Source organism: Paenibacillus sp. MT124 (genome assembly GCF_058792755.1).
The window spans coordinates 3509889-3536747 of sequence record NZ_CM179500.1 but is presented as its reverse complement, the minus strand read 5'-3'; the positions used below and the strand labels follow the sequence as shown (position 1 = coordinate 3536747).

20 protein-coding genes are annotated in these 26859 nt (G+C 44.9%); 11 read left to right on the top strand and 9 right to left on the bottom strand.

The window, feature by feature from the left end; translation table 11 throughout:
• Window positions 1-82 precede the first annotated feature (82 nt).
• The 3 genes from AC3RCI_RS16075 (at window position 83) to AC3RCI_RS16065 (ending at window position 3312) form a co-directional block, all read left to right on the top strand.
• Window positions 83-733, top strand: coding sequence for a hypothetical protein (locus AC3RCI_RS16075; protein ID WP_492525444.1), 651 nt, complete (start codon window positions 83-85; stop codon window positions 731-733).
• Window positions 734-878: 145 nt separating this feature from the next.
• The gene (locus AC3RCI_RS16070) at window positions 879-2618 is read left to right on the top strand and encodes an ABC transporter ATP-binding protein (RefSeq protein ID WP_492525442.1); all 1740 of its coding nucleotides are present in this window, start codon (window positions 879-881) and stop codon (window positions 2616-2618) included.
• A 271-nt stretch (window positions 2619-2889) separates the two neighbouring features.
• Window positions 2890-3312: a DUF3237 family protein gene (locus tag AC3RCI_RS16065; RefSeq protein ID WP_492525440.1), complete on the top strand. Its 423-nt coding sequence runs from the start codon at window positions 2890-2892 to the stop codon at window positions 3310-3312.
• 148 nt (window positions 3313-3460) lie between these two features.
• Here the strand turns inward: AC3RCI_RS16065 and AC3RCI_RS16060 are convergent, their stop codons facing one another.
• The 7 genes from AC3RCI_RS16060 to AC3RCI_RS16030 form a co-directional block, all read right to left on the bottom strand.
• Window positions 3461-3847: a RidA family protein gene (locus AC3RCI_RS16060; RefSeq protein WP_154894077.1), complete on the bottom strand. Its 387-nt coding sequence runs from the start codon at window positions 3845-3847 to the stop codon at window positions 3461-3463.
• Between the two features lie 19 nt (window positions 3848-3866).
• A complete protein-coding gene (locus tag AC3RCI_RS16055) occupies window positions 3867-5243 on the bottom strand; it encodes an amidase (RefSeq protein ID WP_492525438.1) in 1377 nt (458 codons plus the stop codon).
• Window positions 5240-5425: a hypothetical protein gene (locus tag AC3RCI_RS16050; protein ID WP_336781709.1), complete on the bottom strand. Its 186-nt coding sequence runs from the start codon at window positions 5423-5425 to the stop codon at window positions 5240-5242. The genes AC3RCI_RS16055 and AC3RCI_RS16050 overlap by 4 nt, the downstream gene beginning before the upstream one ends.
• An 11-nt stretch (window positions 5426-5436) precedes the next feature.
• Window positions 5437-6462, bottom strand: coding sequence for an ABC transporter substrate-binding protein (locus AC3RCI_RS16045; RefSeq protein WP_492525436.1), 1026 nt, complete (start codon window positions 6460-6462; stop codon window positions 5437-5439).
• Window positions 6463-6495: 33 nt separating this feature from the next.
• Window positions 6496-7368, bottom strand: coding sequence for an ABC transporter permease (locus AC3RCI_RS16040; RefSeq protein WP_492525435.1), 873 nt, complete (start codon window positions 7366-7368; stop codon window positions 6496-6498).
• Entirely contained in the window at window positions 7368-8144 is a 777-nt protein-coding gene (locus AC3RCI_RS16035; protein WP_127536996.1) for an ABC transporter ATP-binding protein, read from the bottom strand. Before AC3RCI_RS16035 ends, AC3RCI_RS16040 begins: the two co-directional genes overlap by 1 nt.
• A gap of 221 nt (window positions 8145-8365) precedes the next feature.
• Window positions 8366-10045, bottom strand: a complete 1680-nt coding sequence (locus AC3RCI_RS16030) for a PucR family transcriptional regulator (protein ID WP_492525433.1) — start codon at window positions 10043-10045, stop codon at window positions 8366-8368.
• Window positions 10046-10373: 328 nt separating this feature from the next.
• Here AC3RCI_RS16030 and AC3RCI_RS16025 point away from each other — a divergent pair, with 328 nt between their 5' ends.
• The 7 genes from AC3RCI_RS16025 (at window position 10374) to AC3RCI_RS15995 (ending at window position 20785) form a co-directional block, all read left to right on the top strand.
• Complete coding sequence (locus AC3RCI_RS16025; RefSeq protein ID WP_492473367.1) at window positions 10374-10844, top strand: NUDIX domain-containing protein; 471 nt, start codon at window positions 10374-10376, stop codon at window positions 10842-10844.
• Window positions 10845-11180: 336 nt separating this feature from the next.
• Window positions 11181-13502, top strand: a complete 2322-nt coding sequence (locus AC3RCI_RS16020) for a helix-turn-helix domain-containing protein (protein WP_492525431.1) — start codon at window positions 11181-11183, stop codon at window positions 13500-13502.
• A gap of 333 nt (window positions 13503-13835) precedes the next feature.
• Window positions 13836-14690: an ABC transporter permease gene (locus AC3RCI_RS16015; RefSeq protein ID WP_419720033.1), complete on the top strand. Its 855-nt coding sequence runs from the start codon at window positions 13836-13838 to the stop codon at window positions 14688-14690.
• Window positions 14691-14717: 27 nt separating this feature from the next.
• Window positions 14718-15644 (top strand): carbohydrate ABC transporter permease, encoded by a 927-nt coding sequence (locus AC3RCI_RS16010; protein ID WP_492525429.1) that lies wholly within the window; start codon window positions 14718-14720, stop codon window positions 15642-15644.
• Window positions 15645-15678: 34 nt separating this feature from the next.
• The gene (locus AC3RCI_RS16005; protein ID WP_492473368.1) at window positions 15679-17328 is read left to right on the top strand and encodes an ABC transporter substrate-binding protein; all 1650 of its coding nucleotides are present in this window, start codon (window positions 15679-15681) and stop codon (window positions 17326-17328) included.
• Window positions 17329-17610: 282 nt separating this feature from the next.
• Window positions 17611-19890: a glycoside hydrolase family 95 protein gene (locus AC3RCI_RS16000; protein ID WP_492525427.1), complete on the top strand. Its 2280-nt coding sequence runs from the start codon at window positions 17611-17613 to the stop codon at window positions 19888-19890.
• 436 nt (window positions 19891-20326) lie between these two features.
• A complete protein-coding gene (locus AC3RCI_RS15995; protein ID WP_336781698.1) occupies window positions 20327-20785 on the top strand; it encodes an NUDIX domain-containing protein in 459 nt (152 codons plus the stop codon).
• Between the two features lie 151 nt (window positions 20786-20936).
• On the opposite strand, the gene AC3RCI_RS15990 is transcribed toward AC3RCI_RS15995, so the two are convergent.
• Window positions 20937-23513 carry a hybrid sensor histidine kinase/response regulator gene (locus AC3RCI_RS15990; RefSeq protein ID WP_492525425.1) on the bottom strand — a complete coding sequence of 859 codons (2577 nt, stop codon included), beginning with the start codon at window positions 23511-23513 and terminating at the stop codon, window positions 20937-20939.
• A gap of 602 nt (window positions 23514-24115) precedes the next feature.
• Complete coding sequence (locus AC3RCI_RS15985; protein ID WP_492525423.1) at window positions 24116-25258, bottom strand: response regulator; 1143 nt, start codon at window positions 25256-25258, stop codon at window positions 24116-24118.
• 404 nt (window positions 25259-25662) lie between these two features.
• Between AC3RCI_RS15985 and AC3RCI_RS15980 the strand changes: the two genes are divergently transcribed.
• Window positions 25663-26700: an NAD(P)/FAD-dependent oxidoreductase gene (locus tag AC3RCI_RS15980; protein ID WP_492525421.1), complete on the top strand. Its 1038-nt coding sequence runs from the start codon at window positions 25663-25665 to the stop codon at window positions 26698-26700.
• The last annotated feature ends 159 nt before the right edge of the window (window positions 26701-26859 follow it).

Below are 26859 nucleotides of genomic sequence, written 5' to 3'. Positions count from 1 at the left end.
AATCGCTAATCGGTTCCTGGGATGGGGGTTACTCATGATTTTGAAGCTGCGTGCTTACTACCTTACAAGGAGAGTGTAGACTTTGGAAATGAGGAATGAAGAGGGAGAAGTGTTAGCCATTGTAAATATCGATTCATCTCAAGAGGAGAATACCATTGAACGCATTGTTCGCCAATTAAAACCTGGGATGGGAAAAGGGATATATCTAGCCGGTGATAAAAAAATCAGTCAGCAAACAAATTACGGAGCAGTGAAGTGGTCGGGAGGTGTTACAGAGTTAATGGCAAAACTATCTCCATGGGAGCCCGTATTTCCTGCCGATGCTAATGTGATGGATATTCAGGTTTATTATGGATTTGACAATCTGACAGAGGAAGAAATCGATGAAATGGCTATGGAGAGTTCGGAAACCGGCAAAGACGTTGTGAGAGATCTCAAACCAAATGACACGTTGGTTGGTGTCAGTTTATTATATCGTAAAGATGAAACGGTATTTCAATTCCGGATTTTTGGAACGACAAAAAGTCGTATTCAGGTACCTGATCTAGAGAAACAAACGATTGAGAAGTTAACAATTCGTTCGAGCGAAGCCATTTACATCGGAGACAATGAATTACAGAGATTGGTTTGGGCAGAGGTAGGACCGACTACGGGGAAGGCGTTACAGTGTGAAGTCGCGGCCGAGGAAAGCAGCCGTGATTGGCTAATATCGATTACAGAGTCTTTGAGCTAACGAGAAACGAGATCATTAACCCGATTCTAAAACCTCTTATAACAAGCAAGCTAGTATTACTTGTTCCAATAGGAGGTTTTACTAAGTTTTAAAGTGATTTTTCCATCACGATGAGGCAGACAAGCTATCCATAGGGGGCTATCCTATGAATCCAACTCGGACAGAGATTGTAGAGATATTGTTTAAAAGTAAAAAAATGATTTTTTTAATTTTATTGTTTAATATCTCGGCTTCAGTAGTCTCCATCGCTCAACCGCTCCTTTTTAAAGATTTATTTGACAGTATCCTACTAGGAAAGCAAATCGGGAAGGCTGCACTCTATATTGTGCTGCTTATGCTCATTCCCATTGTATTTGCCGCTTTGAACGGCGTTACCTCATATTATAACAATGAGTTGGGGAATCATTTATCCAAGAACCTTCGCCTCCGCCTGTTTTCTCAATTACTGCAGACCCGACCAAGAAATGTGGACAGCATCGGAAGGGGAGAAATTATTAACCGGATCACCTCACAAGTGGGGGTGTTATGTGAAATTTATGTGGTAGACACCATCATGTCGGTCGTATCAAATGGCATATTGTTGATTGCTACTTTGTGGATTATGCTCTCTATGAGTGTTGAACTAACGTTAGTTGCGATGATTTCATTTCCTGTGTTTATGTATGGCTTCAAGCGTTTCAGAAACAAGACGGAAAGGCTGGATAAGCACTATTATGACATTTTGGAAAAGGGAATACGTTATTTGAATGATCTATTTTATAATTTAAAAGCGGTACATATGTCTAACGGGCTTCAGGCGGAGAAAAAGAGGTGGAGCAACTGGAACGACGAAGCCTGGAAGGTTTCAAAGCAGTCCAGGGTTTTCCATCATATCATCATAAATCTTGTTGCTGACACGGTTATTTCTTTGATTACAGGTATCATTTATGGCTATAGTCTGTACCTGATTCTGAACGGTCAAATTTCACCAGGTACGTTGCTGGCATTTATTGTTATACTTCCAAGGTTGTATGGCATATTCAAGACGCTTTTTACGTTAAATATCGATATGAGCCGTATGAAAGTGATCGTGAATAACTTGAATGAAATACTTGAATTAGAAAAGACCCAATCAGGGGCTGAAGTTCCGGATTATACCCGAATCCCGCGCCTTCAGATGAGAAATGTATCGTATCGTTATGCCACCGAGGACTCCTTCGGTATTTCCAACTTCAATTTGAATATTGAACCAGGAGATTTCGTCGGTATTGTTGGATTAAGTGGCTCAGGGAAATCTACCATCTTTGAACTTATCCACAGGTACATAGAGCCAGATGACGGGGAGATCTTACTGGACGGAGTCTCAATTAAAGAACTGGATATACATGAATTAAGAAAATATGTTGGCTACTCTCCGCAAAAGGGAGTGCTGTGGAATAAGACTATCTTAGAAAACATTATTTATCCGCTGCAAAAAGAAGAAATGGATGATGACGCTTGGTTAAGGTTCAATACAGCTGTTGGAGTTACTCATGTTCAGTCATTTGTACAAGCCATACCTGAACAATATGACAAAATGGTGGAGAACAATGGAGAGAATCTCTCAGGTGGAGAAATCCAACGAATTCTATTGGCCAGGGCATTTATGAATGAATCTCGAATCCTGATGCTGGATGAGTACACTTCTGCTCTGGATGCCATGACGGAGAGTGATTTGAATAATACCTTGTTAAACCTTAAGGGGAAGCAGACGATATTGGTCATAGCACACCGACTCTCCACCGTAAAGAATGCTGATTACATCCTGGTGATTGAAAAGGGACAAATTGTTGAGCAAGGCAGTCCGGATGAGTTACAGATTCGAAAGGGGATATATTACAAGATGGTGGAGAAACAGAAAATATAGATTTGTAATCATTTGGAGGAATGGTACACCATTATGTTGAATTGATAAAATTGGGCTGTCCTCTAGTATCGAATTGCAATCAGTGCCTTCCGCTGTGTGGCATTAAATTGAAGATTGAAGTTTGCTTGTGATCTAATATTTAATATAAGAAGATATGTTATAAGGTTTTGTCTACGCATTTATAACGGCCATTTAAGGACATTTCAGTTCAACAGATGCTGTTAACGATTAAATTGTAGATGACTCTATACTTAAAAAGCAGGTGAATTTCATGGCATGGGAAAAAGTATTCACGGTACATGTTGCGATAGGGGATACTATGGATCTCTCCAACAATAATGATGGCGACTCCGTAGTCATGATTTCTTTTGGTGGCCATGTCACAGGAAAATATTTCGAAGGTGACATTCTTCCTGGAGGGGTAGATACTCAAATTATTGGCCCGAATGGCGGTCGGCATAGCTTATCTGCAAGATACATGCTTCAAGGTAAGGATTTTACAGGTGAAGCTTGTAAAATGTATGTCGAGAATAATGGAATGTTCGATGAGAAACTGGAGAATATATTGTTTCGAACCTCTCCTAAAATCATCACGAACAGCCAAGCACTGTCCTATTTGAACAATGATGAACTAATGGGCGAAGGCATACCTTCGAATACTGGAATAGATATTCATATCTATAGAAACGTATAGCTTAGATGAACGCCAAACTGAATTTTCGTATATCGTGAAAGGGACGAAGCAGCTTAGAGCAATGCTTCGCCCCTTTTTAAATCCTTCTTTATTTTTTTGTTTTCCTTAATTGAATTTTGAAGATTTTGGGGCATCTCTAGGCGGTGTACTACTCTCCCCGCACCGAAGGGGCGTACGCCAACACTTCCATCTCAATCAAGTACGGGCCTAATCCGCTGAATACGGTAATACGGGCAGGATAGGGCTCTTTCATCATTCGCTTGTATACTTCGTTGTATTCGGCCTGATCTTCTACTCGCGCCAGATGAGTAGTTGCCTTAACGATATGATCGAGTGTGAGGCCCGCTTCCTGGAGGATAACTTCTATATTGCGAATGCACTGTTCCGTCTGCTCCTTAATGCCGCCAATTGGATCAAGCGTCTGCGGATCAACGCCTACCTGACCTGCGACGTAGACAAAATCTCCTGCGCGGACAGCGTGTGAGAAGGGGAGCGGGAATTGGGGTGCTGCGCTTGTGTGTATGATGGTAGACATCGTAGCTATCAATCCTTTCCTAGTGCGAGTTTAGGCTTGGCGTTGCAAGATGCCATTCCGTAGTTTGCTGATAATGATGAGCGATGGACAACAAACGGTCTTCTCTCATGTGTGGGCCAGAGAGCTGCATGCCGATAGGCAAGTGCTTCCCGGAGGTTGAATCAAATCCGATAGGAACCGTGATGGACGGTAGACCGGTATTGGTAAAGGGTCCGTTAAAGATCGGGCTGCCTGTCTTGTAGCCATAGGGAGCCACATACGGAGTTGATGGCGTTAATAGAACATCGACCTCATCGAAAAGCCTCATCATCTCGCTGCGGAATAACGTTCGGATGCGCTGTGCCTGCAAATAATCAACGGCACTCGTCTGGTAGCCGAGCTCAAGCTGCTCCCGCATCGTAGGGCCGTAACGATCAGCGGCTTCTGCGAAGCGTTCCTGATGAAAGGCGGCAGCTTCTGCCCGCATCACCGTGCGGTGAGCAGCAAAAGTCTCTTCCATATAAGGAGGCAGATCAACCTTCTTCGTGTGCATGCCCATCTTCTCAAGTACAGCTATTGCCGACTCAATGGCTGCCATGATCGCCGGTTCATCCGTGTGAAAAAAGCTGCTTGGCAAACCGATAACCATTCCCGAAATAGGATGCATAAGAGCGCTTGTTAAATCCGGCTTGCCGTGAGGCAGCGTGAAAGGGTCCAGCTCATCTTGTCCGGCTAAGGCTTCAAGAACAATTGCGTTATCTTGTGCCGATCGAGTGAAGGCGCCCACATGGTCAAGGCTCCAACTTGCGGTTATGACACCATTGCGGCTAACTCTGCCATATGTGGATTTCATACAGGTTAACCCGTTGTAAGATGCAGGTCTTAGCAGGGAACCGAAGGTCTGAGTTCCAAGTGTGAAGGAAGCCATGCCAGCCGCTACTGCAGCGGCAGAGCCAGAGCTGGAACCGCCTGGGGTATGCTCCATATTCCATGGATTGCGAGTTGGTGGCTCTCCCCCCTGAAAGGCATATTCTGTCGTTGTGGTCTTGCCGAGCAAGATAGCGCCAGCCGTTTGTAATTTACCAATCACCGTTGCATTGGTCTCAGGTATGAAGTCTGGATAAGTGCTTGATCCAGCCGTGGTACGTATGCCTGCAGTATGGATAATGTCCTTGGCTCCGTATGGGATGCCATGCAGTGGACCGAGATAATCGCCATTCATCAGCTTGTGTTCCGATTCTTTTGCGGCCTGCAAGGCTTGCTCAGCAGTAATAGTAACAAAGGCTTGCACAGCTGGCTCCACCTCTTCAATCCGTTTCAAATAGGACTGTGTGAGCTCGACAGGAGATATCATCTTGTTCTTAATCAGTTCGGCCGATTCGGTGATCGACAGCTCGTTAAGTGGTTTCGTAATCATCGCAGAGGCACTCTCCTGTAAGGGGAATTGGGTCCTATTACTTCAGGCAGCTTGAAGCTGCGAATCAGTTTCAAGTCTGCTGTGAAAAGGGCAAGCTCCTCGCTCGTAATAACTCCATTCGCATATTTGGCATCTTCAGTGCGTCGGTGGGTGAGATAGTCGTCCTGATTCAGAGTAATCAACCTTTCTCTCTCTATTTGGTGAAACTTGCATCGATAATATCCTCGTAAGCCAGGTCTTCTTTCAGATTGCCAATGAAGCGCTGCATACCGATCGCGGCCTCAAAGGCTGATTCATTGATATGCCCATCAGCGGGGTATACCTTGCTCTCAATCATGCGTTGTACGGCTTGCTCCACGACTTTTTTGTCCAGATTTGGGAATTCCTTTACCGCGACTGCCTTAGCGCCCTCAGGATTCGAGTGAATGTAGTCCAATGCTTGCTCTATAGAGGTGACGAAGCGCTTGGTGAGATCTGGATTTTTCTCAATGAAGCTTGTGGTTGTATTCATTGTTGCAAAAGCAAAGTCAGGATAATCCTTCGTGAAATCATGGACGATGTGCAGTCCCTCAGCAATTCCTTGATCAAGCTGAGGCTCATACACGAATGCAATATCGGCTTTGCCGGCTAATACGGCACCAAGTTCGGATCCATTCTGAACCTCCGTGATCGTGACATCCTTGTCGATATCGATGTTATTGTCTTCGAACAGCTTTCGCATTAAGCTGTTGGAACTTGTGGGTGCCAACCCAACAACGATGGTTTTACCTTTGAATTCCTCTGGCGAGCTCACGGTTACTCCTTCACGCGCAACCGCCCATACGGGAGCGCTGCCCGATAGAAGGACCAGTGAGCGAGCATCTCCACCTTTTGCATTAGCAAATGCGACATGCTCAGGACCGTGAAAGGAGAATGCGGATTCGCCTGAGATGACCGAAGACAAGGCGGTTGGCCCACTTCCGGCAGCACGGATCGAGGATAGCTCAATGCGATTCTGCTCTAGGAATCCTTGATTGTTTGCTACATACAGTGGAAGGTAGAGCAGGTTGTGATACACCTCGGAAACCATGATCGTATCCAACTTGTTATCTTCTTGCCCTCCGCTCGCCATGGCGTCTGTTCCATTCACAGACTTCGCATTGCTTCCACATGCACTGAGTAGTGCAGTCAATAAAAGGGTCATCGTTGATAGAATAGCTATCTTTTTGAAAGTTTGCATTGGTCATCAGGCTCCTTTTATGGTGTAAGTTGTTTATACGGATGTGGACTTGCTGCTGTTTTTAGTGTCATTCCATGGAAGGAGGCGTGACTCCATATAACTGACACAGGTGTAGAGCAGCATGGCAACGAGCATAAGCATGAACACGCCGACCCACACGGCCGGAAGGTTGAACAAGTTGCCTTCGACAAATACCATATGGCCGAGACCTTTGTCTGAAGAAATGAATTCTCCGCCTACGACAGATACGAGTGCCAAGCCAATATTGATACGGAAGGCGGAGATGATCCAAGGCAGAGAGGAGGGAATAATAATTTTGCGGAAAATTTGTGATTTCTTCGCTCCGAAGGATTTCATGAGATTAATCTGGGATTCATCAATTTGGTGAGTCGCCTGATAAGCGGATAACAACGCTACAATAAACGTTGCCACGGAGGCAAGAACAATCTTGGAAAAGATGCCCGAACCGAACCAGATGATAATCATGGGAGCTAGAGCAATCTTCGGGATGCCGTTCAGCGCTACAATGAATGGATCAAGCACCCTGGCGACGGTCTTGGAGTACCACATGAGTAGTCCTGCCAAAGAGCCAAATAGACTTCCCGCCACAAATCCGATAATGGTGGCATTAACCGTGGCTAGAACATCTGTAAAAAGTTGACCTGAGCTGAACATGGTGATAGCGGCATCAAGAATGGCACTCGGCGATCCCATCAGGAAACCGTTTACCAGCTTTAGCTGGACTGCAGCTTCCCATATCACCAGGATGACTGCAACAATAATGAACCGCCATATCATCGTCATCGTCCATTCTTTGGTGAAAGGCGATTGTTTGCGTTTGGTTTTATTTTTCGCAACCCCAGTATGGTCCTTCGTTAGGGACATTTCAGGTGATGTACTCTTCATTAGCTGATCCTCCCCATTTGAATATCGAGCTCCGACCAGATTGATTCAAAATACTGCTTGAACTTGGGGTCGGAACGGGCTTTTAGTGCTGAACCGTACTGTGAAGCGAGACCGATGTCATACACTTGCTTCACGGTCGTAGGTCTTTTGCTCATGACAGCGATGCGGTCGGAGATGGCGATCGCTTCCTCGATGTCATGAGTGATAAGAACTCCGGTCTTGCCTTCGGATTTCAGGATAGATAAGATTTCGTCTTCCAGAATGAGTCTGGTCTGATAATCCAGTGCGGAGAAGGGCTCATCCAGTAATATAATATCGGGCTGTGTAACGAGAGTACGTATAAGGGCTACACGCTGGCGCATTCCGCCGGACAATGTGGAGGGATAAGCACCGGCGAATGAAGCCAGCCCGTAACGATCCAGATAATCCATGGCAATACCGTCGCGGTCCTTTTTGGGCATGCCTTTCACTTCCAAGCCTAGCGTGACATTGTCCAGAATACTCCTCCAAGGAAGCAGTAGATCTTTTTGCATCATATAGCCGACATGTCCGGTTGTCTGATCGATTTCTTGACCGCAGACGATAACCTTGCCGTTCGTTGGCTTCAGCAGACCCGCAATAATATTGAAAATGGTGCTCTTGCCGCATCCGCTCGGCCCAACGATACTGAAGAACTCCTGCTTCTTAATTTGCATTGAAACCTCAGCCAGTACCTGAATATCTTCTCCGTTTGCATTGACGAATGATTTGGAGACGCTTTGTATTTGAATAGCCATAATGGGCAGCCCCTTTCCTCCAGCGTTGATGAATGATTCTCATTTGTGTTAGTTAATATAACATCGTTGGATGTATTCTTATCATAAAGATTGTCGTTTCAATTGTCATTAGTCATGTTAAACATGAAAATAGAATCAAATCAGTTAAAATGCACAGAGTGTGACCGATGAAACGAGAAAAACAAAAATAAACGTGTCATTATAAATGACACGCTATCAATTTAAAATGTATGGGGAGCTTCGTTAGGGGATGGGTTAGCATTCAACACAGACTCAAGTGCGAAGGCGAGGCGAAAGCGCAGACTTTCCATCGGGTCCTTGATGTTCCTGCCCGTCAGTTTCTCACATTTCTCCAGCCTATAGATAACTGTATTTCGATGGACAAACAACTCTTTGGCTGTATCGCCGATTTGGCAATGATTCTCATAGAAGGAGGATAAGGTTTTCATAAGTTCACTACGTTCGTTTGAATCCCGTCCGGCGAAGGGTTTGAAGGTTTCTTGATGAAACTGGAGAATCTCATCGTAAGGAATCATGCGCAGCAACCGGCTTATATCCATGGTTTGATAGGAATGAACGAAGCGGGTCTTTTTCATCTGATAGCCGGATTGGAGTGCCTTAACTGCCTCTTTATAGCAAAGTCCGATATCCAATACGTTTGTATAGGGATTGCCTATTCCGAATGAAACGCTGAGCTGCGAATCCGTATACAGATTACTCGCTAATTTCTCAAGCTGCTGGACGACCGTTTGTTCATCCCAAGACGATTCACCCAAAAAGACGAGAATGCCGAACTGATCGTTCTTCGTGAACATGACGAAGGTAAGATTCAGTCTGGCGAACGCCTGTTTAATCAGCTCATAATAAGCGTCTCGTTCCGAGATGTATCGCTCTTCCTTAATAGGAGCTAGGTTCGGATTAGGCCTGGCCGCTAGAGATTCGTCCATCTTGGCAAGGATGAGAACCGAACTCTCTTGTGCCTTCAGTCCATATTTTTTGCCGCGATGGAGCGCCTCTTGTTCAGAACGAAAGAAACCCTGAATGAGATCGGAGAAATATTCATTCTTGTACCGGCGTGAACGCTCCTTGACCGCCTGTTTCTTGGTTAATTCCAGACCGATGACATTAACGGCTTGCTCTAACGCCAGACTGGAGAGCTTCGAGGTTGCAGGGCTGTCGTACATCGCAATCAAATAGCCCTCGTGTCGGTCGGTGAAGATGGGATGCAGCTCGGTATGCCTATATTTATCGGCAGTAAGCAGGCAGATCGAGGATGCAATCTGGAAGGAAGGGTACTCATGTATAAATGTCAGTATAGGCGCAGCGAGAGAATAGGGATCTATATGTTGTGCATGATGGGAGATTGCCGTAATCTGCTTCTTTGAGTCCAGCAGCAATACAGGTGAAGATAGCAGCTGGGACAACGTATCGACAATAGATGGAATGCCTTTTCCTTGCATAACCATCGTGGAGAATTGCTTGTGAATAGACAAGGCGTAGTGGAGCTCATCAGTTTTGTTCTGAAGGATGGAGCTGATCGAATGCTGGAATATTTCACCGAGTGTATTGTCGATCTCAGACAGTTCGATAATCGGGAACCCCAGCTTGTCGGCTGTCTCGAGCAGTTGCGGAGATAATTCAAAAGAGAAGCGTTGTGTCTTGATCGCAAGTGCCGCACATCCAATCGCATGCATATCCGTAATGAATGCAAGATGAGCATCGGGGCGGTCTTTCAGTATATAGCCGTTCGTAAGCAGCATATCTCCTGGTTTCAGGAATTGTACAATGTCCGGTGCATCCATAATATTAATGGATTGTACCAAGCGATTGAGGCCGTGATGCCCGGCGATAACCTTTGCTTTGGATAGAATGGGGATAGTTAATAAATGCTGCAGATCCATCTTCAACCCACTCGCTTTCGTAATGGTAATGTTATAAAAGCTAACACATAATTGGGTGGTCGTAAAGAAAAAAATAGGTCATCAAAACTTATACTTGACTCTGAAGTACAATGGTGGGTATTCTTTCCATACGTCAGTGATTAGGGGAATGGACCATGTTCATTTTAGAATTAAAACAATATCATTATCATGAAGAGCGTTAGTCCATTCCTTAAAAAATGGGGATGGGTTAACGCTATATGCGCTTCCCATCCTGCGATATACAATGCGCAGGACTTAGGTCTGGCGCGTTTTTTTATTTTGTTATAACAGAAATGGAGGAGTGTACATGGCAATCATGACGGATTCAAAAGGCAACATTCTTTTGGAATTTAATCCTATTGAGTATGATAAGCTCATTACAATGAAGCTGGATGCTCCACTAACCCATGCTCTAATTGTGGTGAAGTGCCAAGGGAAGTTCCTCCTTATGCATAATAAGTGGAGAAACAACTGGGAACTGCCAGGAGGTATGATTGAATCCGGTGAGAACGCTGAGCAATGTGTCATTCGAGAATTGTTTGAGGAAACCAATCAACCTATGGACACGGCTGAATTTAAAGGGTTAATGAAGTTTAAACTTCAGCCAAGTTTCCATGGACCTGAACGGACAGAATATGGGGCTCTGTTTATGGGAGAACTGTGCGAACTTCATGATTTTGTTGAAAACGATGAAGCTTCTTCAATTATTCTTTGGGATGGTACAGCGGAGATAGGTGACATCGCAGAAATAGATAGGAAGTTAATTGAGTTAGTGTGATACATGATTAAGCTAACTCAAATGATTGCATAAAAAAGCAAGGAGACAGCCGATCGAGCTGATCGGCTCTTTTCGTTATGGCTTAGGCCGGTTGAGTGCGTGAAACGTGAGAAACAAAATACCGCCACACAATGCAATAACGTTTATAAAAGTGGACTATCTTAACGAACCAACAGGTTGGAGATAGCAGGGACTTTTCAGTGAATGATGCCGGTCTTACGTAGGAATTTAAGGATTTGTACCCAAAAGCAGAAGTTGTACCTTCACCTTGTGCAAATGATAGGTGTATCATTAACAAAACAGTTTTGTAAACGCTTACGAAAGAAGGGGGTACATATGCAGCGCTTATGGTCCAAATTCTCGCCTTTGTTTCGCAGATTTATGATTTCGTATCTTATTGTTCTCATGATTCCTCAAATTGCCGGATATGCCTCCTATCGAACATCCATTGAAGCAGCGAGGACCAGCTCGATTGAGAACAGCCTCAAATCGCTCAACCTGAGCAAGGAAATTATTGAACGAAATCTGATGCTGGTTGAGGATTTCACGAGACAACTGGCCATTAACCAGGATTTAAACCGTTTAATAGCTGATCCCAAGCCGCATGACGTTAATAATGTCTATGGTTTGAGCCGCATGCAGCGCAGCCTGTCCATGTACAGCAGTACGAATGATTATTTGTCTCATTTCTTCATCTATATCCCTAACTATAATGTCATTATTACGCCTACGACGGTTTACTACCGACCTGAACATTATTTTGCTGCCAACCGCCTGGAAGGCATCACGTTTGCAGAGTGGAAAGAGAACGTATTAAAAAAGCCGCATTTAAATGAAATCATTCCCCTACAAAATTATAAGAAGGAGATTCGAAGTGATGTGTTTGCGAACGCTCCAGCTATCACGTTTCTTCAGTCGCTTCCTTTAAACAGCTTCAACAAGCCGCAGGCTACCATTGGCGTCATGATTGATGAGAATCAGATGGCGAGTTTGACTCAACCTATTGTGGAGCAATATGGGGGGTGGACATTGGTGACAGATTCGAGTGGGGAGATTATTTTTTCGCGTGGTATAGATGAAGCCGAGGCGGAAAACTTGAAAGGTATGCCTGCTAATAAGAACGATGAAGTGATGCCAATGGACGACGGGCGGCTACTCATTTCCATTCACTCCAATCAAAATGGCTGGAATTACATGGCTGGCATCCCCGAAGGTGCGCTTATGGTCAAGGCCGATCAGATCAAGCAGGTTACCTTAACCTTTACGCTAGCAACACTTGGTATTGGATTATTGATTGGGCTAATGCTGGCTTACCGACACAGCGCACCGATTCACCGGCTTCTGTCGGTCTTCCGGGAACAGGATATAGGGCTGCCTGGAAAGACAAGCAACGAATATGATTTTTTGGCAAGCAATATCACCAGCCTAATTACCAATAACCATGTACTTAAAAATGCATTAAATGAACAGATTCCCATGTTACGGGATGGATTTATCAAACGTCTGCTGACAGGTGAGTTTTACACCATCCCCGAGTTGGAGGCGCTCTCTTCCCAGACCGATATACCTCTTCATACGAGCCGAGGGGTTGTAGGAATTGTGAAGGTAGACGGTTATGGAAGTCCCGATAGTGAAGAAATTATTCAAGAACTAAGCGTCGCGAGGCTTATCGTGCGTGAAGCTTTGACGACATGGAATTCAGATATCTTGATAACAGACTGGGGAACAGACCAGATTGCTTTTGTACAACCGCTTAGTGTTGAACCCTCGGATTTAGCCATGCACACAACGGTTTCCGAACTGAGCAAACAGATGGATGCAGTTTACCGGGAATACCGGGTATCGACCACTGTGGGAATGGGTGCTTCTTATGAGGTGTGGAATGATGTTGGCCGTTCGTTTAACGAGGCCAGGCAAGCAATGGAATATGCCATTCATATGGGAACAGAGCATCTGGTGAGATTCGAGGACACCGTCAAGGAAACCGAATTGTATTACTATCCGATGGAGTCCGAACAGCGTCTGCTCAATACGCTGAAGGCGGGTGAAATGGATGAATCGGATCGGGTTCTGGATCAGTTGTTCCACCGCAATTTTACCGAGCGGGAGCTGTCTTATGACATGACACAGCAGTTCGTTGTGGAATTGAAGGGAACATTTCTGAAGTTGGAACCCAAAATCATGCTGGACGAAGCACTTGTCGATGAGTTTAAGAATCGGATTGCCGCTATTCAGGTAACGGACAGTGTTACCGTACTCCGGGACAAGTTTCATCAACTGGCGAAAGACGTCTGCCTGGACATACAACGCAAAAAATCCAATATGCATGCTGAAATTATCAACGAAACGATGGCTTTCATTCAGGAACGTTATGCGGATGCAACCTTAACGGTATATCGCATTGCAGAACAAATGGGTAAACCGGAAAAATATATCTCGCAATTATTCAAAGAGTATACCGGAGAGAACCTTTCCGACTATGTGGAGAAGGTACGAATTAACAAAGCTGCTGAACTGCTCCGTGAGACTGAGCGTACGATCGATGAGATTGCTCTAACTACCGGATACAACAGCGCACATTCGTTCCGGAGAGCCTTCAAGCGAGTCCTTGGGGTCTTGCCTAGTTCATTTCGCCAGATGGAGAACAAAATGGAATGAAGCTGGCACAATCATGATATCAAATCAAGCAGAAACATCAAAAAAATCATTACGAAAATAAAGCCATATCAGGCTTCTCAGCCTTTTTGTCCTTGGATCGTACCTCATCGAGTAAAGTGTACCTTTACGTGGCTAAGAGATCCCTCTTATGATTACGAACAAGAAAGCGCTATCAAAAAAAGAGGGCCTTATTCATATAGGCTACCTCATGGGGGGATGACTCTGAGAACAACAATCTCGAATGGCAAAACGGTAGTAAAACAAGGCAGGCGGTCTGCAGTGAAGCTGGCCTTGTCCAGAAGCTGGAGGAGGCACTGGCAGCTCTATCTGTTGATGATTCCTCCTGTCGCGTATTTCATTATTTTCAAGTATGTGCCTATGGTTAATGCAGTGCTCGCTTTCAAGGATTACAACGTAATTAAGGGAATCTGGGGAAGTCCGTGGGTGGGCACCAAATATTTTGAGCTGCTTTTCCAAAACCCGGCGTTCGCTACCCTGATCAAAAACACACTGTATATTTCGTTTTACAGTTTGGTCGTGGGTTTTCCAGTCCCGATACTTCTAGCACTGGCGTTGAACGAAGTCAAGAACGCGAAATTCAAAAAAACGGTACAGATGGTTACTTATGCACCTTACTTTATTTCAACCGTTGTCATGGTATCCATTATCATGCTTTTCCTATCGCCGCGGCTGGGCATTGTGAACACCATCGCAGGAGCGCTTGGTTTCGAAGCGGTCAATTTCCTTGGAGAGCCTGGGCTGTTTCGTTCGATCTACGTATTTTCGGATGTCTGGCAGAGCATGGGATATTCCGCAGTCATCTATTTGGCAGCACTTGCAGGTATTGATCCTTCATTGTACGAGGCAGCCAAGGTTGATGGAGCTAACCGATTTCAGAAAATGGTGAACATCGATCTGCCCGGCCTGCTGCCGGCGGCAGTCATTATCCTGATTCTGAGCGTTGGCAATATTATGGCCGTCGGATTTGAAAAAATTTATTTGCTGCAAAATCCATTGAACTTATCCGCTTCCGAGATTATCTCCACCTATGTGTACAAAATGGGTTTGCTGAATGCCAATTACAGCTTTGCTACCGCAGTTGGCCTCTTTAATTCGCTTATTAACCTGATTCTGTTGTTAACGGTCAATGCTGCTGCCAAGCGTCTGTCCAATACAAGCTTATGGTAAAGCGGCAAAAGGAAAGGGGGGAATCAGATGAGCAAGTTGCAGTCCCAAGCCGGTTCAGTGGTTAGTCAGAGGAGCACCATCAGAGAATCTTTTGGGGACCGGGTGTTTATAACCATCATCTACCTCATTCTGACGGTTGTCTTGATTGCAGTACTCTATCCACTGATCTATATCGTTAGCTCTTCTCTGAGCAGCCCGGCAGCAGTTACATCCGGGAAAGTCTGGCTGTGGCCCGTTGATATGACACTCGACGGCTATAAGTCTGTATTGCGCAACGATCAGGTTATCATGGGTTACGCCAATTCGTTATTTTATACCACAATAGGAACAATCATTAGTGTAGCGCTGACCATTATGATTGCTTATCCGCTTTCCAAAAAAACCTTTGTTGGGCGCAGCCCTCTCATGATGTTTATTACATTCACCATGCTATTCTCAGGCGGATTAATTCCAACTTACCTGGTGGTAAAATCCATGGGACTGATTGATACCCGCTGGGCTCTGTTGATTCCTAATGCCATCTGGGTGTGGCAGGTGATTATCGCACGTACTTTTTTTCAGAACTCCATCCCGGAAGAGCTGTCCGAGGCAGCAGATATTGACGGCTGCAGTGATATCCGTTTCATTTTCAGCGTCATTTTGCCGCTCGCCAAACCCATTATCGCTGTTTTGTCATTGATGTATGCCGTGGGGCAGTGGAATGCGTATTTTGATGCCCTGATTTATTTAAAAACGCAATCGCTCTATCCGCTTCAGTTGATTCTCCGCAGCATTCTGATTCTGAGTAACAGCACGGGAAATATGGATGTGGGAGAGATGGTGAAACAGCAGCAAATGGCTGAGTTGATGAAGTTCTCACTTATTGTAATGGCCAGCTTGCCGGTACTCGTCATTTATCCGTTTGTGCAGCGATATTTCGTTCAGGGCATGTTGATTGGCTCCGTCAAGGGCTAATTCACTACAATTATTCATAAGGGAGAGGGTCTATTTGAGAAAAACAGGGTCATTCGTACTTGCTTGTATACTGCTGCTGTCTGTAGTACTTGCGGGATGTTCATCCTCTAATGGTGGCAGCGGAGAAGAGGGGAGCGACCCTTCATCGGGGGACAACGTGACCATGAATGTGTTTGCTCATCAAAGTTCAGATACCAACCTTCAAACGAACAAGTTTACAAAAAAGATGGAAGAGAAGTTTAATGTGAAGATCAACTGGACGACGGTTCCTTTTGACGGCGCAGCTGAAAAAAGACAAATATCATTGGCTTCAGGGGACTACCCGGATCTGTATTTGCTCATTCCATGGGTGGACCGTTTTTCTCAAACAGACCTGTTAAAATTTGGCCAGCAAGGTGTTATTGTGCCGCTCAATGATCTAATTGAGCAATACGCACCGAATATCAAAAAGGTACTGGACAGCAGTGAGTATTATAAAGCAATGAATACTGCGCCCGACGGCAATATTTACGGTCTGACGGGCTTGAATGAATGTTTCCACTGCTCATATCCGAACAAAATGTGGATGAATACGAAATGGCTAGAGCAGCTGGGCTTATCCGAGCCTACAACGACGGAAGAATTTAGGGAAGTGCTAAAGGCATTCAAAACCAAGGACCCGAACGGCAATGGCAAAGCGGATGAAGTGCCTCTGAGCGGTTCCATTGAAAACTTCGGCGTGCACATCATTCCCTATTTGATGAACGGGTTTATCTACGACGATGACAGAACCTATCTCATTGCAAAGGATGGCCGGGTTGATACGGTTGCGAACAAACCGGAGTGGAAGGAAGGACTGGCCTATATCAAGTCGCTGTATGATGAAGGTTTGATTGACCCTGGTGCGTTCACGCAAAATGTGGGGGCCTTTAAAAAAATCGGAGATAATGCGGATGCGCAGCTTCTTGGCGCAGGTGCAGCCATGCACCCATCTCTTTTTGTAAATACAGCTGAGGGTGCTCCGTATGGTAAGGATTATAATCCGATTGCTCCTTTGAAAGGGCCGCATGCCAATTATGCGACCTATAACTATCCAATTGACCCTGGAGCATCGTTTGTACTCACCAACAAGGCAAGTGAAGAGACACAGATTGCAGCCATAAAAATGCTGGATTATCTCTATACACAAGAGGGAGCCATGAGTGCATATTTGGGTGAGGAGGGCACCAGCTGGCGCAAGCCGGAGGAAGGCGACGTAGCCCTTAATGATCAGGTAGAGCCGCTCTACAAAGCCATCCCCCTCCCCACAGGGGAGGAGCCTCGTAATGACAGCTGGGGTGCGCTGAGTCAGTATAATCACCACAGAGCATACCGCGATGCCGAAGTACAAGGCAAGGACATCTATGCAGGTGACGGATATGAGCGCCGACTTTATGAGGCAACACTCTTGATGGAAGGCAAAGAGCCCGAGGAAGTTTTTCCGCATTGGGCACTATGGGTGGACCCGGCAAATGCAGACGAAACTAGCATGATGCAGACGAACCTCAAGGATTATATTGACCAGAATGCCCTGCAATTCATCACAGGAGCAAAGAGTCTGGAAAAGGATTGGGACGATTATGTGAAAGGGCTGGAAGGCCTCAACATCAAGCGTTATCTGGAAATTATGCAGGCAGCATATGATTCTTCATCCATTTCCAAGTAAGGAGAATAGGTAGGTATATACCAATACTGGGCGGCAATTTCATCCATTATTATCAAACACGGGCCGGTTCGCATTCTTGCGAATCAGGTCCGTAATCTTTTATGGCAGGCTGCCAATCTTATTGATGTTTATCGAAGAAAATCTCCGAATACATGATCTTTTCGATTCTCATATCATGAAAGAGTATGGATCTGCATGAATACGTTATTTTTATTCTTTGTCGGGATGTTAATATGAGATTAATCTCTTATCATTCATTGAAATTCATAGTGGAGGTTCAGAATGAAAGAATCCAATCGGAACAATCATCGCATGTGGTACAGCAAACCAGCAGAGATATGGAATGAGGCCTTGCCAATCGGGAACGGTCGGCTTGGGGCAATGATATTTGGAGGCGTAGCGGAGGAACGTTTGAAGTTAAATGAAGACTCGATGTGGTATGGGGGGCCCCGGGATCGGAATAACGAAGATGCACTGCCCAATCTGCCCCATATCCGCAAGTTAATCATGGAAGGGAAACTCCAAGAGGCTGAAGAGATGGCCAGCATGACGATGGCCGGGCTTCCTGAAGCCCAGAGACATTATGTGCCACTTGGTGAGCTGCAGTTATCATTCGGCAATCATGATGGTCCTGTTGAGGACTATGTACGTGAGCTGGATTTGAACCGGGGCATCTCCAAGGTTAGCTATAACGTTAAGGGTGTCCGTTATACTCGTGAGCTGTTTGCCAGCCATCCGGATCAAGCCATCATCATCCGAATCTCAACAGACAAGAAGAATGCCTTGTCCATGAAAGCCCGATTCAATCGTCAGAATTGGAGATACCTGGAGAAAACCAAGAAGTGGGAGCAGAATGGACTCATTATGCGTGGTGAATGCGGTGGTAAAGACGGCAGTTCCTTCGCAGCTGTGTTGAAAGCGATACCAGACGGAGGTGCCTGTCAGCTCCTTGGCGAGTATTTGCTGGTGAAGGACGCGAGCTCGGTCACGCTGCTGCTTGCTGCGGAAACGACTTTCCGCCAGGAAGATCCGGAATTATACAATACACTTCGTTTAGAAGAGCTCAGCCGGATTCCTTATGAAACACTGCTTGTACGGCATACATCGGATTATGATGAACTGTTCAGCAGGGTTTCGTTGAACCTGTCCAAACGTTCTGATCGTCATGATGGTCCGACGGATGAGAGATTACAACAGTTCCAAAGGGGAGAAGAAGACCCCGAATTGATCGAAACCTATTTTCAGTTTGGTCGTTATTTGCTGATATCCTCAAGCCGGCCAGGTTCCCTGCCTGCTAATCTTCAAGGCATATGGAATGACAGTTTCACTCCACCTTGGGACAGCAAATTTACGATCAACATTAATGCCCAGATGAACTACTGGCTCGCCGAAAACTGCAATCTAGCCGAGTGCCATGAGCCATTGTTCGATCTGATTGAGCGAATGCGGGAGCCTGGCCGAATTACGGCACGAAAGATGTATGACTGCCGTGGATTTACCGCACATCATAATACGGACATTTGGGCAGACACGGCCCCTCAGGATACCTACCTGCCAGCTTCCTTCTGGCCGCTGGGTGCTGCGTGGTTATGCCTGCATTTATGGGAGCATTATCGCTATAGTCAGAATATCATTTTTCTGGCAGAAGCATACGAAACGATGAAGGAATCGGCCCAATTTCTCCTTGATTATCTGATTGAGGATGCAGATGGCCGTCTGATTACCTGTCCATCCGTCTCTCCAGAGAACAGTTACAGACTGCCAAATGGTGAGGTTGGGGTGCTATGCGCTGGCGCTTCGATGGATTTTCAGATCATTGAGGCTCTGTTCACTGCATGCATTCAAAGTGCCGAGTTGATCGGAAGGGACCATACCTTCAGGGAAGAACTTGCTGCTGCTCTGAAGCGAATTCCCAAGACTCAAATCGGCAAATACGGACAAATCCAGGAATGGATGGAGGATTACGAAGAGGTGGAACCGGGGCACCGGCACATCTCACATCTATTTGGTTTGTACCCTGGAGAAAGCTTCACTCCAGAACACACGCCGGAACTTGCAAAAGCCGCACGTAAAACGCTCGAACGCAGATTGGAGAATGGTGGGGGGCATACCGGATGGAGCCGGGCCTGGATCATTCACTTCTGGGCAAGACTTCAGGATGGGCAGAAGGCTTATGAAAATGTAAGAGCTCTCCTGGAGCACTCCACGTTGCCCAATCTTTTTGACAATCATCCTCCGTTTCAGATTGACGGCAACTTCGGGGGATCCTCTGGAATTGCTGAGATGTTATTGCAGAGCCACACCGATGTGATCAAGCTTCTGCCTGCCTTACCAGACAACTGGTGTGAAGGGAGTGTGGAGGGGCTCAGGGCCCGAGGCGGATATACCATTGGATTTTCTTGGGCGAAAGCGGAAATTACTGAAGTCACCGTAAAAAGTACAATTGCTGGACTTTGTCAGTTGGAAGGTCCTGGCCTTAAGCCGATTTCTTTCAACGCAGAAGCTGGCGGAACATATACGTTTACACCGACATCGTCTGAAATGTTGTCACAAACCCAATGATCGGATTAATAAATTGATCTGCTTCAGAAGAAGCAGAATATCCAGCTCATCGTGCAGCGGATGAACGGTAAGCGTGATCTGTAGAAAGAGTCAGAGTGTGTTTTTGTGAGATTTATTCTAATGTGACAGTAGCACAAAAAAAAGAGGCAGTCCACAGCGATGGTATTCGCGGGGCTGCCTCGTTTTGTTATAGGTTACAGGTTGTAGTCAATGCCTTCGCCAGCGCCTGTGCGGGCGTTAATGTATACGTGAGTAACGCCTTCACCTTCATTACCAATACAAATTGCATCGCCCGTTGACTAAATCTCTACGCCAATATTGACGAAAAATACATTAGAGGTGTTCAGAATATGTTGAGACTGGTATGTTAACTTCGTTTTAAGCGCAACTGAACCTGAGGATCAAATCAATAGGAATATAGGGGATAGTAGATAAGATGGAGAGAAGGATAAGAAATTCCGTAAAGGCCTTAATCATTGAAGACAGAAAAATGTTAGCAATTAAGATAGACGATGATGGCGATGCTTTTTATACACTGCCTGGTGGAAGTCAAAGTGCGGGGGAGACATTAACTGAGGCATTGAAGCGTGAAGTCGTAGAAGAAATCGGAGTAGAGATTATTCCTAATTCATTGGAATTTGTCATTGAAGGCGTATATGGTGAGGCATTTCACCGTGTGGATTTTGTGTTTTTATGCAAATATAAAGGATTAACGGACCATTTACTTCTCCAAGGTGACAGACATCACGTCCGTTATGAATGGCTTGATATCGATAATCTGATCGGGCAACCATTGTATCCTTCCAAATTGCGAAAGCAAATTCAGCTTTTATTCAATGGAGAAAAAACCGAGATGTACTTAGGAAATGAGGAACCAGGTTATCCTAGTCTGTAGACTGAGATTATCGTATCTAACATGGTTTATTTATAAGAAAAGCATCCAATGGCGCCATTCGGCGAGAGATATCGTAAAGGGCAAGCTTTTGGCTTGAAATTAATAAAAGAAGGAGCCGCATGAAATCATGCTCGCTCCTTCTTTTAATATTCTATGGGTTCGGTACGATGAAGGAAACTGTAGTTCCTTCACCAGGTTTACTTTGAATCGTTAAGCCTTGTCCATACATTTTTTTGAGCCGTCGATCGGTATTCGTTAATCCCACACCAGAGGTCCCCGCTTTTTTATTACGATCTAATAGGGAGGACAGCTTGGTTTTATCCATACCCACTCCGTTATCATGTATGATGAATTGGATGTAATCCGCTTCTTTTCTAGCAGATAGAGTTAGCTTGCCGCCACTGGTACGGTTCAATATTCCGTGTCGGATGGCATTTTCTACGATAGGTTGAATCGTAAGTGGAGGAAGCTTAGCCTCCAACGGATCAGGCAGATTCCACTCTATTTCCAATCGCTCTCCAAATCGTTCCTTTTCGATATACAAGTAAGCTCGCAGTAAATCAAGTTCATGGGACAGAGGGACCTGGCGCTCTAAGTTCCTTGAATTAAAGCTTCCCTTTAAGTAATCACCGAAGGCTTCGAGCAGCGTAATCATGCGGTCTGGATCTAATAGACTAAGCGAAGCAATGGAATTGATTGTATTAAACAAAAAGTGAGGCTGAATCTGAGCTTGGAGCCACGCAGCTTCCATACGTAATTGCTCGTCTACAGACTGTTTAAAATGGATTAAAGCGCGAATTCTTGACTGAAGCTCTAACATATCAACCGGTTTTGTTAAATAATCATTAGCACCCGCAAGAAACCCGGTATGAATATCTTCTGGTCTGATTCTAGCCGTCAATAGCAGTATAGGCAGCTCGAAAATGGTAAACTTCTTTCGTATCATTTCAGTCAGGGTATATCCGGACATTTCCGGCATCATCACATCGGTTACGACCAGATCCCACTGTTGTTTATGGTTAATTTGTCTAAGGGCCTCTTCAGCACTGTTTACAGCGGTAACCTCATAGTTTTCCAGCTCCAGCAATGATTTTATAACCTTCAGATTGATGGCATCGTCATCCACTACAAGAATAGACCCCTTGATATGATCCACCTTGTATTTATTCTCTGAAGAAACAGCTGCTTCCATCGCTGCATCCATCACGTCGGATCCCAGGTGATTGAAATGAAACTCTATTTCTTCACCGTTCTGTACACCCTTAACAGCCGGTACGGCGCCTGCCAGAGGCAAGGAAAATGTGAAGACGGATCCTTGTCCAATCTTAGACGTCAGCTCTAATGTTCCGCCATGAAGTTCTACTAAATTTTTGCTTATGCTAAGTCCCAGCCCTAAGCCGCTGCCTGGAGAAGTTATGCTGGAATCCGCTTGTTCATATGGGGAGAATATGCGCTGCTGCAGTTCTTCGTCAATTCCAATACCCGTATCTATAATATGAACATAAACAGCTTCATTCAGGATCTCCGCACGAAGAGAAACACAGCCTTCCTTGGTATATTTCAATGCATTGTGCACTAAGTTGAACATTATTTGGGTAAGCCGGTTTTCGTCAGCTGCTACGTTAGGTAATGTATCAGGAATCTCGTTCTGCAGTTTCACGTTCTTATCTACCGTCATATAGTTCAGCATATGGACTACCCCCTTGGCCACTGCTGGTAAAGAGACACTTGTTGGTTCTAGCGTAACCCGGCTATCCTTCAGTAGGGTAATATCAATCAAGTCATCAAGCAGATGTGACATGCGTTGTCCAACTTTGGTAATTAGCATCAAATCTTCTTGATCAGATATATCGAGCTTACTGCTCCTCCGAATGATGATGGATTGAGCCATATTAATGATGGCATGGAGCGGATTGCGAAGCTCGTGTGACGTATTCGCGAGAAATTCATCTTTTTGTTTGTCCACTTTCTTGAGCGCTTCCGCTTGTTTCTCGGCACGTATTGCTGTTTTGGTGAAACGTACAAACCAAAAGGATGCAAACACAACAAAGGCTACAATCAGGTCAATCGGGTAATAAGGCAGGTCTTTATTAAACCATGACTTGAAAAATCCGCTGAATACCATATTAAACGATACGGCAATACCCGCAAGTAATATCGAAGTGGCTGCTTCTTTACCAGTTCTCACGGCCTGTCTTGAAATAATAGGTACGAGTAAGATCGCTGTGAGCATAAAAATACCTAGAATCTTAGAGGTATAATCCAGCCAACTGATCGGAAAAAAAAGTGTAATGGATACATAGGTGTAAAAGATAATAGAAAAGATAAAAATCAGTCTTTTAAAGCTGTGTACTTTTAGCAGGTGCTTTGTACATAACACTAGACAAAATGAAAGAGCGGAGTATCCAATAATTCTCATACGTATCGCCCATTCAAAATTAATCGGTAACCACTGAAGCAGCATTTTGTCATCGTCTATTAACGTAACGATCAAGGCAAATAAAATAATTCCGGCAAAATAAAGAAGCTCTTTCTGTCGCTGCCCTACGAAAAGAAGAATAACGATATATAACATATGAAGCAGCAGAATTATACCGACTAATAATTGCATATTTTCGCTAAAATGTTTTTCATTCAGGACAGCAGAAGGAGTTCCAAATTTAATGGATTGAATGATACCACCTTTGTTATGATAGTGAAAATTACTGACATGAATGACGATATCCATGGTGGACTGCTCCACGGTAAAGTTACCTGTATAGGGTACAACCTTAGAGATCGTTCCAACCGGGTTGTCATCAGGATGGCCTGATTCGTATAGTAGGCTTCCATTAACATATAAGCGATAAGCAGTCTTGATTTCAGGAATATGAATGCCATAAGACGCATTAGATGTAGGCAAAAGTACACGAAGTCGATAAGTTCCGAAATTGGATTCTGGACTCGTATCATTAAAAGTACCGGGAACCTCTGTCAAATGAGCAGAATGTGATGTATGACTAAAGGATGTGCTTGGATGAATGAAGGTACCCGGGGTAAAGTTCCATTGCCCGTTCAGTGTGATCGTCTGTTGATCTGTAAATTTCCAGTGGGACAGATCAAGTTCTCCCTGGGCTGCATGTGGCTGATTAGGAGGGGAGAACTCCGTATACCAGAAAAACCTTACTCCAATTAAAGCTGCTAAGTAAATGAGGATGAGCCAAGCCATCCTGTGTCTGGATATGAATTTCTTAATAGTTGTGAATGAGGGCAACATGAACAATCCTTTATCATACGTTATAGTGGGCTAGTAAATAGGCCTCTCTTTTTGCTATACATTTAAAATGCGGATTAAGAGGGCAGTTGTTTCTCTTGCCATTCCTTAAACCATAGTTGAATATCGTTCCCTGGGAGAATATCGTATTCTTCTTTTAGTCGTGTCGTGAGTTCTTGATAACACTCCAGCGTTTTCTGTGGCTCGTTCAATTTGTCATACAGCTTCATCAAGGCAAACGAAGACTTTTCCTCTATTGAATAGAGGCGGTGAATTTGCAAGTATGTAGTCAACGCATCGCCAAATCTCTGCTGAGCTTCATACCAACTGCCAACACTTAGAGCTGTGTTTAGCCATAATTGTTTGAGCCTATGCCTTTCTGCCTCTGCCCACCAATAATCGTATTCCTGCAAATATTCACCCGTATAGCTGTTTAACTTCTCCAGATGAAGCTCCAGGTTGTCCTCTGAGATATCGATTGTCTGCATAGAGTCTTCCCACAGTGATACATCCAAAATGATATGGTCCAGCTCTAATAAATATCCTTCATTTGCACTCTTAATCTGAAATCTGTTTCCATACGCAGTAAGAGTTTTGCGAATATGATAAATGGTTGTGTATAACTGTGAGTAGGCCTTGTTCACATCTGTATTGCTCCATAATAAATCAACGATAAACGATTTACGAACAAGCTGTCCCCTATGCTGAAGCAGGTACAGGAAAAGCTCCTGCGCTCGGAAGGTTCTCCATTGCATCAACGTAAATTGTCCAGGCGATTGTGGCTCCTCAATCATGACTTGTTTGAACATGGTCATCCTGAGAGGTTGATGGGGATCAGGGGTATCCAATTTGGCGGTACTCTTGCCCAATATCCGATTCATTGTTTTGGACAACCGGTCAAAGCGGACCGGCTTCACAATGTAATCTATGGCGTTTAATTCGAAGGCGTCCACAGCGTATTCCTGGTAGGCTGTAACAAATACCACCATCAGGTCAGGGTCATACTCCAACAAGCGTTCCGCCAGTTCAATACCATTGATCTCAGGTAACTCTATATCAATAAAGGCGATATCCACTTTGGCATGTTTAACGATATCCAGGGCATCGTATGGGTTTGTAAATTTACCGATAATATCAAGGCTGAAGTTTTCCATCTTCAGTAGTTGAAGCTCCAAATAAGACAACGCTAAAACTTCATCGTCAATAAGAATAGCTTTCATTTAAAAATATACTCCTTATTAGCGTTTATTTAGTTATATCGATTTTAACATGGATGTTGAAAAATGGAATAAAAACTCGAATGATGTAGCAAAGCTAGTCGTATTTCTTGAGTGTCTTGCTTATGAATCGTTATGAGCAGCTTGAAAGTGAACCGGCGAGGAAAGTTCAATCTCTCTTGAATGAATAACGGAATGATCTCCAACGGCAAAAAAATTGATGATATCCTGCAAACGTTCGCTTAGTTTGGTTTCCCTTGTGACTGGCGGAACTGCATCCTCCATTTTGTATAAAGCAACCGTCGGTTTTGTCCATTGTTTTTGTCAAGCTGTCGAGACTACAATGTTATTGATAATGATTATCATAAATACGGATGTTACATAAGCCGGCTGGAGGAGGACATCAATTGACTGAGCAGCTTGAATTATACGATGTGACAATTATTGGCGGTGGTCCTGCGGGAATGTATACTGCTTTTTATAGTGGAATGCGTGATTTAAAGACAAAGCTAATCGAAGCGAAAGACGAGCTGGGCGGGCGAATGCTTATTTATCCCGAGAAGATGATCTGGGATGTTGGAGGGGTTACGCCGATCTTATGCGAGAAATTAATCGCCCAATTGGCGGAGCAGGCGAGGACGTTCGACCCGACCCTTGTATTCGGCCAGCACATTGTCGGATTGGAGAAACAAGCGGATTCGACGTACATCCTGGAGGCGGCAACGGGGGAGAAGCACTGGACACGTACGGTCATTCTGGCCATTGGCCGCGGTATTCTGCGAATGGCGAAGCTGGAGCTGGAAGGGGCTGAGCGCTATGAGGTATCCAATCTGCACTATACGGTGCAAGAACTGGAGCCTTTTAGAGGAAAACGGGTCCTTATTTCGGGAGGGGGAAATTCCGCTGTCGATTGGGCCAACGAGCTGATTTCCATCGCTGCTCAGGTCACTGTCGTGCATAGACGCGACCACTTCGGTGGGCATGAAAAAAACGTTGTTCGAATGAGGGAGTCTTCTGCCGATGTGCTTACGCCATATGAAGTTACGCAGTTATACAGCGGCAACGGAAAGTCGATTGAACGGGTGACCATTAGCCACATCGAATCAGGGGATTCACGTGAGCTAGAAGTAGATGAGGTTATCGTCAACCACGGACTGAAGTCCGATTTCACAGGGATCAAGGATTGGGGACTGGATATGGATGACTGGAACATATTTGTCAGCCCGAAACTGGAGACGAACTTGCCGGGTATCTTCGGGGCTGGTGACTTCGCCAATTACGAAAGCAAGCTCAACCTGATTTCAGGGGCATTTACGGATGCCGCCTTAGCACTTAACAGCGCCAAACTTTATATCGATCCCGAGGCGCCTAAAATGGCTTATGTATCGTCACATAACGAGAGGTTTAAGGAACGGAACAAAGCGCTTGGCGTGTCCAGTGAATAGCAGGGTCTGCTATGAGTAGACGGACAGTTACCTTCAGAGCCGTTGTGAAACTGCAGATCCTGAGCAATTGAGGAAGCTTGTCCGAATATTAATTCGTATACTTGTGGACTACAAGTAAATCAGAATTAAGCTCCTACGTTCTATTGATGATGATGGTGA